This window comes from Pseudoalteromonas sp. TAE79 (assembly GCF_000498015.1).
Lineage (GTDB): Bacteria > Pseudomonadota > Gammaproteobacteria > Enterobacterales > Alteromonadaceae > Pseudoalteromonas.
The window spans coordinates 23,209-34,991 of the sequence record NZ_AUTL01000224.1; the positions used below are offsets into that span (position 1 = coordinate 23,209).

Genomic DNA, 11,783 nt, shown 5'->3' on the forward strand with positions numbered 1-11,783 from the left:
GTAACACCTATAAATTGAAAATTGATAACAAACTCTTTACTCGAGCTGCTCTAGAAAAATTTTGAAGATATTGCTCAATGAGCCTATTTCTTAAAGAAATATCATGGGTAAGTTCGAAGGAAGAATGTAAGGCATCGATCAATTTTTTTTTCTGATTAGGCTTTATAATTAAAGGGTATGACTCCCAAAACATTTCTTTAATAAATCCAACATCGGTAGCAATAATTACCTTACCTCTTGCCATCGCCTCAATTATAGAAAGAGGTTGACCTTCATTATGAGATGGTAATACGAAGATATCATGTGCATCTATAAGGCTTACTTTTTCTTTCCCTGAAACCGAATTTAGATAATTTACATTCAAACCCTTAGCCATCCTAAAAAACAATACCTTTGTGCTAACATCTTTAAATTTACCACAAACAGTTAATTCATATTTTCCATTCGTATCTTTTAGTGCTTCTAATAAGTCAAAGATCCCCTTTTCTTTAATAACGTTGCTCAAATAAAGCAGCTTAGTATTTGAATGCGACTTATCATTTTCTGGAATAATTAGTGTCTCAAAGATTTCTTCAATGCAATTATTTAGTAAAATGCACTTTAATCCAAATTGCTCATGGAAATAAACTTCATATTTTTTTGATAAGACAAACATACAATCTATACGCTTAAAGGTAGATCTAACTAGAAACTTTAAGAAACCTTTAAGAGGCGAATAGAATTGCCTAAAATCGCCTCTATGTAAATGAAGGACAATTTTCCCTTCTTTATTAATAATTGAAAACCATGTGACTAATATAAATACCCGAATTATACCAAGTACAGAAGTTGGTAAATTAAGATAAAAACAATCACTCTGCCTGAACTTAAATATCTTAAACAATGATGAGAAAACACTAAAAAAACTCAAAAGACAAACTTTAAATCTTCCGCAACCAAAAAAGCTAGGCTCTACAACTTCATTCACTTCAAAGTCATTATCAGACAACATAGTTGAATTTATTCGGTTAGAAATACTTACACCATGCTGTATATACTCAGGAAACTCACCATATATCAATACTTTCTTCACTCAATCTCTACCTTTTTAGAAGTTATTATAGATATAACTCTAATTAGAAATAATGTTCTAGGTTAAACCTAATGCTTGCTGTTTATAAAAAATATAATCGCTAACAATTAAAGTAACCTAATAGCTTATTTAGCGTCCATTGCCTTGCCCGATTGATACTAAGTTTTATTGGCTCGCGTATAAATTACAAAAAACCCTACTTCTGGCTACTATTATTTTTCGGGGGATTACCTTATAGCTTAATAAATAATTATCCTTAAAATAATGTTGTTTAAATTAAAAAATTAAATTCACTAATTAGGAAGTTATAATCTCACCTAATTAATAAGTAAAATAAACACGACAACAAGAGTCAATAGTTAAAATTTACTAGATTACACCACTAACGATTCTTCGATTTTAATATAAATATCTTTGAGACGAAATAAAACATAACTATAATTGTAAATAACTTAGAATAAACCACTAGGAAGTCACCACGAAGAAACATAATAATAAAACCGATCATGATTATTTTAATAAAGTGGAAAATTGGATTGTTTTTTCTATTAATCTCTATTTTAGTTAGGACAAATGCGGCCCCCCCCCCATATATAATCAAACCTAAAACACCAAAATTAATATACGCTTCACCGAAAAAGTTCATTGAAATATTTTCGAATGAATAACCTAATTTTTGCGCCATAAAATGCCCACTTCCAATAGATTTATCAGGCCATACTTCTCTAGGAATAAAGAAGAGTAAATTACCAATTAATTGCTCTCCATAAGTAATTATATTTTCCGAAACAACTCTCAAAAGAGATTGGTAAGAATCAAAATGACCATTGAGAAAAAATGTTCTTGTAGGAATAAAAGTAAGTTTATCTCCATCCGAGTAATTCCTAAAGTTTTCCAAAAATGGAAAAATAAGCAGCAAGGAGAGCAACATTAAATAACAAAACTTTGTTCCTTTGATTAATTTTGGAAATAAAATAATTAAAATAGGAATATATAAAGAAGCTACAACAAACCTAGGTGTCGATGTAGGAAACGAATTAAATATGATCACTAAAATTGAAAAATAAAAAATAACTTTATTTTTTTTATTAAAAATAATTAAAATTAATAAAGGTAAGTATGTAGATATTGTAGCAAGAACTAATCTAATAGGGGTATATTCAACTTCAATATCAAAATAATTACTATTATAGAAAGCTCTAAGGACATTAAAATCAACAAGGTAAAGCTTAACAATCAATGAGATAGCAATTAATAACAAAGCTAAAAGCTTATAAAACCCTTTCGAATTTACAACATAAAAGCTGCCAGTGAATTGTTTTTCCATCCTTGAACTTCTAAAAAGGAAACACAGAAAAAAGTTAAAAGATAATAGAAATATATTAACTATATAATATGCGAATTCATTGAAATATAAATTTGTCCAGTAAATAGTACCTGTTTGATATTCAATATATGGAACTAGTGAATAGAAAAAAAATGAAAATATATAATATAGGCTGTGTAAAGTGAGGTTTTCGCTAACAAAAAATATTAATAATACAGATTGTATTATTAGCAGTATGAATAAAAAAGAGATAGTATCGAACTTAACTGTTTCATTTATTAAAACTAAGGCTGTTATAAATATTATAATCAAGGCTTGGATATATCTGCCAAAAAGATATATATCTCTGCTTTTTTGTTTTATCAAATTACACCTTTAATAAACTTAAGTTGCTCATAAAGGTTATTAATCACTTTGTTAGGATCAAAATTTTTATCTGAAAGAGATATAGAGTTCTCACGTAATTTATCTAATTCTTTTCCATCCATATTAATACACCTTACTACAACATCAAAAATTGAATCTAGATCATTTGCGTTAAAAGTAAAACCATTATCAGTAACAACCTCTCTAACATTGCCTGTTTGCTCTGAAATTACCATTGGCAATCCCGTAGTACAAGCTTCAATGCAAACGAGTGGCGATGGGTCTTTACGTGCAAGATGTAAGAAAAAGTCTGACATAGATAAATATTCGATGACCTTTTCTTGATTGACTTGTCCTATTACAGAGATTTTGCTTTGAAGATGGGAGTCCTCCACTTCAGAATTTATTTTATTTAAAAGGTCACCTGTGCCTAATATAAAGAAATGGAAATCACCAGAAAGCCTTTTTATTAAAGGGATTATATTATCTGACCCTTTTCTAAAACATACCTCTCCAATTATAGTAAATACACGAGTACTACTACTAAGCTTATTTCTAGTTCTTAATTCTGATTTATTAGTTTTTCGTAAGCTTGAAAATTTATGAAAATCAATCAGGTTTGGGAAGTTAATATAATTATTATTATAATTAGAGTTAAAAGATGAAATATAATCGACCGATTTAGATCCTGGAACTAAAAAATTTTCAGGTTTCCTTAAACATAATTTTTTAACTAACTTAGCAATGTAGCTATCGTGAGTCAAACTATCAAAATTGGATTCAATCCAATGGATTTGCTTATGACCAGGTATTATTTGTGAAAGCAACATATTACCAACGCTCATAAGCGGTGAGAAAATAACAAAATCATAATGGCTAAAATCATATCTTAATAAATCTATGTTTATTGCCTTAAAACCATAATATTTGTTATTTCCAAATAAAACTTTCGATGAAAATGTATGGTTATGTTTGAACTTACTTCTGTCTAGCTCCCAGTGCCTCTCAACCTCTTTCTCAAACTGATAGAATATTTCAATAGAACTATTAATATCTAATAGTTCTGTCATTTTATCAAATAAATAGGTTCTATATGGAGTAGGTATATTATTAATTAATAATATTTTCATTTCTTTATATCCAATATGAGAAAGTACAAATAATATATACTGTGACAAAACGACCTAAATGAATACACTTTTTTAAAATTGTATAAATACCAAGCTTTTAATAAGTCTATAAAACGGCTTACATTTTTTAGGTTTAGGAGAACCACAAATTTACTTTGTGAGTACTTTATTTTTGATAATAACTTGCCTTTAATACCTAACTTTTCTGCTAACATATTTTCTTGGGCGATTCGAAGTTCAATTCCATCAAAATTTGAGCGCTTATTTTTTGAAATTCTTGGCCCTAAGTGAGTTACGTGATAAAAGGTTGGACTGGTAAAAACACCGACTCTGCAATTTTTCAAATGAGCATTGAGCATGAAATTATGATCTTGAAAGAAGGAAACTTTAGGGAAGCCATTTAATTCTATATATTTACTTTTTTTTATCATAATCATAGGAGAATAACAAACTCCTGAAGTTAAAAAAGTTAAGGCATCTTGGCCTATAAAGCGTCTTGAAGGCCTCAATCTTTTTTCAGGTATTTCACCTTCGTGTTTGATTAACATATCGTTACAAACGATGTCATAATTATCAAAATTTTTTTCAAAAAAATCAACTTTCTTTAATAGTGCACTATAAAGTAGTAAGTCATCGTCATCTAAGAATGTAACTAATCTTCCAGATGAGATCTCAACCCCCTCGTTTCTAGCAATAGATGCGCCACTATTTGTGATAAGAGCTTTATAAGTAATATTACGATAAGGAATAGATTCTAGCTTTTGCTTTGTTAACTTTTGATTCTCTGTATTCAAACCATTATCATCTACAACGATAATTTCTACTTCAGTATTGCATGGGATGCTAGTCAACAATTTCAATAGCTTATCAGGCCTACCAAAAGTAGGAATTACAATAGATAACCTTATCATTTACCAAGCACCTTTAAGATAAACACTTTAGCTAAAAGTAAAACTGGAATCTTAAGCAAACTAGCGATAAAATTATTATATAATAGAACAATATCTTTTTCATTATAATCGGTACTTACTTCTGGGTAAGCTCTATATTCAATTACCTCATTAATATTTGCTTTATCAAACAACTCAGCATTGGAAGAGCAGTATCTATCCATTATCATTTTACCTTCATCGAAGGATGGAAGATATTTAATATTTCCTTGCTCTGCTAAGCCTTTTGAAAAAAAGTTCATTAGATAATAACTAGCTTTCCCTTCAAATTGTAAAAAACAGTAATTATTGAGTAACTGGTATTTATTTAGCCCTATATTCACTGTTTTATTAGAATTAGATTTAGGTACATTCAAACCCAGAATATTAAAAAAGTCAGATGACGGGTCCCCATTATGCATAGTGTTCTTGTCGAACCATCTCACAATAATATTTTTTTCACCAAAACTTTCGGACCAAATTTTGACCTTGTGATTATAGTCTAAATACTTATCAAAATACTCATTGAAATTTGGAGTAGGAGACAATGAACGACCATAGAATTTTGCAGCTGTCGAGTTAAATGCTCTAAACCCTTGTTGATAATGTGAAATTAGAAAATCATCCTGTCGTCTAAAGTAAACAACAATTTCTATCAAATCGAATATTTTTGATAGCTCTTTTTTAATGTTATTTATTACTCTGCTCGAAAAAATAAATGACAATTCTTCCGACGACACAATTACATTCTTTGTATTGTCCAACTTACTTAACTCATCATAAAATGCTGTGTCTAACCCTGCTTCAAATGTATGCTTATCACCTATGAAATTTACCCAGGAATTACAATTAGGCTCAATACTACAAACCTTTCCTCCTTTACCTGCACAGAAATAGATCCAATCTTTAGAACCAAGAAGCTCATTATTCTCATGCAAAGTTTCTTGAATTGAACTCGTACCTGTTTTATGTGTACCTATATGTAATATTAATTTTCTCATAATGAGTTCTTGAGCCCTTTTATAATACGATTTTTTATACGCACAAACGTGTTATAAAAACCTAATTTAATGATAAGCTTATCTGTAAATGAAAAATTTTCATTTAGATCTACAAAACGATTTCTGTAATATTTAATAACTCTTTTTCTTTTAGGCGACAAGTGTGTATTTTCTGAACTTAAAAGCCAATTATAATAACCCAGGTAACCTCTTTTCTGTCTAATTTGTTTATAAAAACAAATTAGATCAATCTCGTTGTTTATAAAATCAAGAACAAATTTACTTAACAAGCTTAATTCTTTTAAATGAGTGGGCACTCCGTGGCCAAATCCAAATACACGTATTTGGGACAGATTTTTGTACCTTAAGGCATGTAATCGATCTAAATTGAATAAATGATCATAAACGACGTAACCTGGCGTATTACCTATTGCTGAATCAGAGTATCTTGTATTCCAGTCTAAATTAGACCTATCTAACTGAAACCTATTGTCCCATTTAGACTTTTCAAAATTTAAAGTACTTATAGGGTTGAATATGAGAATCCGCTGTAACTTTAGAGGAGTGCTAAAACATCCTACAGCATACCCCCCCATGCTCCCCCCATATCCAAGTTTAATTTGAAACTCATTAATTGCCTCCCCCAACTGCTCAATATACGAACAAAAAGTATCACTTTTATACCATGAGTTAACATCAATGCACGAAAATGAAATAACACTAAACCCACTTTTTTTTATAAAGTTAAACCCCCAAGGAGAATAAGTTTTACTCTGTAAGTCTGTATATTTAGTAACTGAACCGGAATTAGAGAATGTTATAACTAATGGAGTCGATTTCCCTTTAAGATAATACTTACAAAAAATATTATCTATTATATCAACCCCGTTAATATTGCTATTATTAGATGCTAACTTTTCAATTAGAGATAATGATTCTAACAAAATTAAACCCTTAATTTACCAGACTAAAAATGAAGATAGTTATTTTAAATATAAACTAAAAAACCAATTTAACTTGGCCTGAGCCATGGCTTCAAACCAGTTAGCCTCCAAACATCAACAGCCATCAATACATTCCAACAAACCAAACTTAAGGAGACCGCTATCGCTGCTCCTACACCGCCATATAATGGGACAAGAACAGCAAGAAGAACCAAGTTTAATATCAGTGTTACATAAAGAGACTTTAATGCACTCTTCTCATTATCGGTCATATTCAATACCAATCCAACCGACCCTGTTGATACATTGAAAAGCTGGCCGAGACATAAAATAACTAAGATAGGGTAGGCTTGTAAGTATTCTTTACCGAACAGCAACTCAATAGTGAATTCACCAAAAATGATAAGGAAGAAAATCATCGGTAACGAAATTAACGCACTTAACCTCACACTTTTAGTCAACAATGCTTGAGTTCCCTCCAGATCTTCTTTTTTATATAAACGAGCAACATTAGGCATTATAACTGCATTTATTGAGTATGCCCCCAAAGCAATTAAACCTACAGCTTGCATTGCAACCTTAAAATATGCAACAGACTCATTATCTACTAGCCACCCTAATAAAATGCTTGCTAACTCAGTATTTAGCGTACTGATAAAAGACATTATAGTAAAAGGCAATAATGAGGAGTGCCAATTTTTTATATTATATTTAGTTCTACTTATTTTCGTATTCGATTCAATTACCCTATTTAATAAAAGCCCACTCACAAAAAAAGCAATGATAGACGCCAATACAGAAATAGTTATCAATTTACTTCCGGTTAAGTCTACACTCCAAAAAAAAAGTAAAATTACAAGTATTAAAGTTATAAGTGGCACAAGTAATTGAGTCGGTAATTGCGCCTTAATAGGTTGTCTGAAGCCGTTTAATATTGCTCCCTGCTGTGTTAGCATCCCCCTAGCAGGGACTAACAAAACAGCGCACCACAGAAGATTGGATAATGTGATATCAAAAAAGCCAAAGTACAAGGCTAGGCACATAATAGTGGCTATGATTAGTGAAAACCCCAGCACATAAAATCTTGACCACTTCATAACTCCATTTAAAAGATCCCACTTCTTTTCTAAGTGGTAATTCGCAACTTCTCTTGTGAGTAAAGTAGGTAACCCCGCTACGACAGGTAACGTTGCAATAGCAATAATAGCCAATGCAAAACTATAAAGCCCATACTGTTCGGGGCCTAAGTATCGAGCAAAAATAATTCCTGACACCATAACTAAACCACGACTAATTACCATTAGCGCAGCAGTTCCCATGAATTTACGATACAGTGAAACGGATTGGTTCATAGCAACTCAAATCCATCACTTAGCTCATTATTAAACACGTTTACACCCCCACTCAGGGTAATGTTTGCAGATATAAGTATTCAACTCATATTCTGCTTGCGAGTAGACTCGAGCAACAGCTTCCGGTGCATGATCATCAACCTTTGCGACCATACCCGCACCAACTGTTACATTACTAAAGCGGTCGATGATAATAAATGCCCCCGTTTGGGCAAAGTCTTGATAACAATCAATAACGAAACTCTCTGACAAAACAACATTTGCTAAGGCAATTTCATTGAGTGCCAATGTGTCGATATGACTTGCATTTTCTACCATAGTGTTCACATCAGTCTTATGTAAAATGTTAGCGACTTTACCCGTACATGATTTAGTCGCGAACTTAAACAGATACTCTTTGTGAGCGCGTAATGGAGTTTCATCCATCCAAACCAACTGTGCATCAAATTGATTGGTGACCTTGGCACTATTATCGGAATGAACGATCATATCACCACGCGAAATATCGATTTCATCGTTTAGCGTCAATGTTATTGCCATGCCACACTGCGCCTGTGGTTTTTCACCAAAGGGCGTATGAATCGCTTTAATAGTTGATGTCTTACCTGAAGGTAAGACTTTAATTTCATCTCCCACCGCAATAACGCCAGAAGCTAATGTGCCACAAAAACCGCGGAAATTCAGGTTCGGGCGATTCACATATTGTATCGGAAAACGCATATGCTCAGTATTTTTATCTTTCTCGACTTTAACCGTTTCAAGCAGTTTCATCAGCGTTGCACCTGGATACCAATCCATAGCTTCACTTTGTGTCACTACATTGTCACCTTTTAAAGCCGAGATGGGCACAAAACGGATATCTTTTATATTAAAGTCTTTGGCCATTTCACGATAATCAGCCTTTATTTGCTGATAAACATCTTGGCTATAGTCCATTAAATCCATTTTATTTATGGCAACGATAACATGCTTGATCCCCAACAAGCTGCAGATAAAGCTATGGCGGCGCGTTTGGGTTTGTATGCCATGTCTTGCATCGACTATAACAATCGCCAAATCACAGGTTGAAGCGCCCGTCACCATGTTACGCGTGTACTGTTCATGCCCAGGAGTGTCTGCAATAATGAATTTACGTTTATCCGTTGAAAAATAACGGTATGCTACATCAATGGTAATGCCTTGCTCACGCTCAGACTGGAGGCCATCAACTAATAAAGACAAATCAAAAGAGTCATCTGTGGTATTGAATTTTTGCGAGTCTTTTTCAATCGCCGCCATCTGATCTTCATAAATTAATTTACTGTCAAACAACAAACGGCCAATTAATGTTGATTTACCATCGTCTACACTGCCACAGGTGATAAAACGTAATAAACCTTTGTTTTCATGGACTTTTAAATATGCTTCAATATTGGTTGCGATTAATTCAGAGGAGTGTGACATGTTTTTCCTTTGTAAATTAAGAAAGCGGGGTTTTAGGACGCTTTGCAAAGCGAAAAGCTAAAACCGCTTCGTAAAATAGTTCCAAGGAGTCGATAGTACTTCTCTCACAAAGTGAGGTCAAACAACGACCACCTGTATTTATATTCGATTTTTGTTGTGAGCGATTAGTGCACCTAACATTTTAGATAATACCCCACACTCACCTTTTCAATTGCTTAGTATAATCCAGTGGTGTATAACCAATCCGACTACCTATAACAATTTGTGTTTTTAGCTTCCCAAGAGAGTCTTTAGCAATAGACAGAAAATTAATTTTCTCTTTCAGATGGATGTGTTCACATCCATCTGCAATAATTACTAGGAACAGATACACTACTTCGACAAATTTTATCTTTAGAATCTAAATCTCGATTATTTTTCATCAATTCTAGATAGAGGTTGATAAATTAACACTTCGCTGCCAAACATCCAATGTTTCGTAATTCATCACTTTTCATTTTGGCATTTCGAAGCGTAGCGTCCCGACCCTAAGTACCCGTATACTTTTTCTAAGGTTTAACGCCTACCGCTGCTCCTAAAACCTCGTTCCTGTTTCTGCCCATAAAACTGATTTAGGGTGTTTATGAATTTGGCTTTTTCTGATAAAGGTAAAGCATTAATACCGGCCGCTGCTTTTCTACCGCCGCCTGTTGCAAACTGCGTGCAAACCTCGTCCGCGCCGGTTCTATTTGCTAATGGCGCTCTGACACTGACTGTATAGTTTTTACCGCTAACATTTAAGGTTAATACTGAATGTGCTTTGCTTGGAGCCAAATTTGCCAGTTCATTGCCAAATACACCGCTAATACGTCTTGCCCATGCTTCACAGGGCAACTCGAATATACTGCTAGTCGCATCATCATGAATTGCAGTTAAAGTGGCTACATGTTGATAGTCTTTTTTATAACCATGTCTTAATACAAAGTACGGTGAATTTTTATCCTTACGCAAATCAAATGGCGATTCAAAGGCTAACAGCTGCTGATATAGCGTGACAGGCGGAATATGTAAATCAGCTAAACTTGCACCATAACCGTTATAGTTAATAAGTGTGCCTAACTCTTTTAAATATTCACACTCTTCTTGCGAGTAACCTTGCTCTGCCGCTAAGCCTTGTGCTGTAGTGAGCAGGTTATCACCAAAGGCTGCACAAATCGCCCACGCAATGTAACGCCCTTTTAATTTCTTGTTTATCAGCAAGCTGGTACAGGTTTCCGGCGCTAAATCAATTAAAGTATCTAGATACTGTGATCTAGGAATATCACCTGCTCGGTGATGGTCGCAATAAAAAAGGTCAACTTTATTTTCAATCAGGGTGTTTAACGCACTGCTATTTTTCTCCATAGATATATCAAGCACAGTTACTGAGCTTGCATCCCCCGCAGCAGCAACTTGTGCTAACAATTTAATATTTCTTTTTACACCCGAAATTAATTGGCTATTTTTAGGCTCAGCAAGTCTTAATTGGAGCAAGGCAATAATGCCGTCGGCATCGCCGTTAAATACGTCGTAATGCATATTATTTAGCACCCAAATTTAAGTAAATGAGAACCTGCTCTGCGCATTCATTGATATCACATTCCGCCGTTTTCAGATGTATCTCAGGCATTAGCGGTGCCTGATATTCAGAATCGATACCGGTAAAGTGCTTTATTTCTCCAGCTCTCATCTTTTTATATAGCCCTTTGGGATCACGTGATTCGCAAACGTCAAGCGGCGTATCAACAAACACCTCGATAAACTGCCCATCACGCAATAGTGAGCGAACTTGCTCTCTATCGGCAATAAAAGGCGAAATGAATGCCGTTAATACAATTTGTCCTGAGTCGACGAATAATTTTGCGACTTCACCAATTCTGCGAATATTTTCAACACGATCGACATCGCTAAAGGTTAATCCTATATTTAAACCATGACGAACGTTGTCGCCATCAAGGAGGTAGGTATGTTTACCTAACGCCATAAGTTTGCGTTCAACGGCATTGGCAATGGTTGATTTCCCCGAGCCACTTAAGCCAGTAAACCATAACACTAAGGGCTTTTGATTTTTTAATTGCACACGCTCTTCATGCGATACGGCATGTTCATGCCAAACGATATCTGAGTTTTTCATTTTGTTTTTATATGGTGTCATATTTTATACTCATAAAAAGGCGAATGCGCCTTCTCTCTTATCTTTT

Annotated in this window: 11 protein-coding genes; all 11 read right to left on the reverse strand. The window is 33.6% G+C overall.

All coding sequences use genetic code 11. The features are described 5' to 3' along the window. Positions 1-7: 7 nt before the first annotated feature. The 11 genes from L655_RS0117455 to cysC all read right to left on the reverse strand — a co-directional run bounded on the left by L655_RS0117455 (position 8) and on the right by cysC (position 11,737). The gene (locus L655_RS0117455; RefSeq protein ID WP_024605743.1) at positions 8-1,072 is read right to left on the reverse strand and encodes a glycosyltransferase family 4 protein; all 1,065 of its coding nucleotides are present in this window, start codon (positions 1,070-1,072) and stop codon (positions 8-10) included. Between the two features lie 382 nt (positions 1,073-1,454). Beyond that, positions 1,455-2,399 carry a hypothetical protein gene (locus L655_RS0117460; RefSeq protein ID WP_125825560.1) on the reverse strand — a complete coding sequence of 315 codons (945 nt, stop codon included), beginning with the start codon at positions 2,397-2,399 and terminating at the stop codon, positions 1,455-1,457. Between the two features lie 362 nt (positions 2,400-2,761). Beyond that, positions 2,762-3,895, reverse strand: a complete 1,134-nt coding sequence (locus L655_RS0117465; RefSeq protein WP_024605745.1) for a glycosyltransferase family 4 protein — start codon at positions 3,893-3,895, stop codon at positions 2,762-2,764. Next, positions 3,892-4,806: a glycosyltransferase gene (locus L655_RS0117470; protein ID WP_024605746.1), complete on the reverse strand. Its 915-nt coding sequence runs from the start codon at positions 4,804-4,806 to the stop codon at positions 3,892-3,894. The genes L655_RS0117465 and L655_RS0117470 overlap by 4 nt, the downstream gene beginning before the upstream one ends. After that, on the reverse strand, positions 4,803-5,825 hold the full coding sequence (locus L655_RS0117475) for a hypothetical protein (protein ID WP_024605747.1): 1,023 nt from the start codon (positions 5,823-5,825) through the stop codon (positions 4,803-4,805). Before L655_RS0117475 ends, L655_RS0117470 begins: the two co-directional genes overlap by 4 nt. After that, positions 5,822-6,769 carry a hypothetical protein gene (locus tag L655_RS0117480; RefSeq protein ID WP_024605748.1) on the reverse strand — a complete coding sequence of 316 codons (948 nt, stop codon included), beginning with the start codon at positions 6,767-6,769 and terminating at the stop codon, positions 5,822-5,824. The genes L655_RS0117475 and L655_RS0117480 overlap by 4 nt, the downstream gene beginning before the upstream one ends. A gap of 68 nt (positions 6,770-6,837) precedes the next feature. Continuing rightward, complete coding sequence (locus L655_RS0117485) at positions 6,838-8,121, reverse strand: flippase (RefSeq protein WP_024605749.1); 1,284 nt, start codon at positions 8,119-8,121, stop codon at positions 6,838-6,840. A 30-nt stretch (positions 8,122-8,151) separates the two neighbouring features. Next, entirely contained in the window at positions 8,152-9,564 is a 1,413-nt protein-coding gene (gene cysN, locus L655_RS0117490; protein ID WP_024605750.1) for a sulfate adenylyltransferase subunit CysN, read from the reverse strand. 199 nt (positions 9,565-9,763) lie between these two features. Then, positions 9,764-9,937: a four helix bundle protein gene (locus L655_RS1000000128110; protein WP_241764508.1), complete on the reverse strand. Its 174-nt coding sequence runs from the start codon at positions 9,935-9,937 to the stop codon at positions 9,764-9,766. A 182-nt stretch (positions 9,938-10,119) separates the two neighbouring features. Then, positions 10,120-11,121 (reverse strand): hypothetical protein, encoded by a 1,002-nt coding sequence (locus L655_RS0117495; protein WP_024605751.1) that lies wholly within the window; start codon positions 11,119-11,121, stop codon positions 10,120-10,122. A gap of 1 nt (position 11,122) precedes the next feature. Next, positions 11,123-11,737, reverse strand: coding sequence for an adenylyl-sulfate kinase (gene cysC / locus L655_RS0117500; protein WP_024605752.1), 615 nt, complete (start codon positions 11,735-11,737; stop codon positions 11,123-11,125). Between the last annotated feature and the right edge of the window lie 46 nt (positions 11,738-11,783).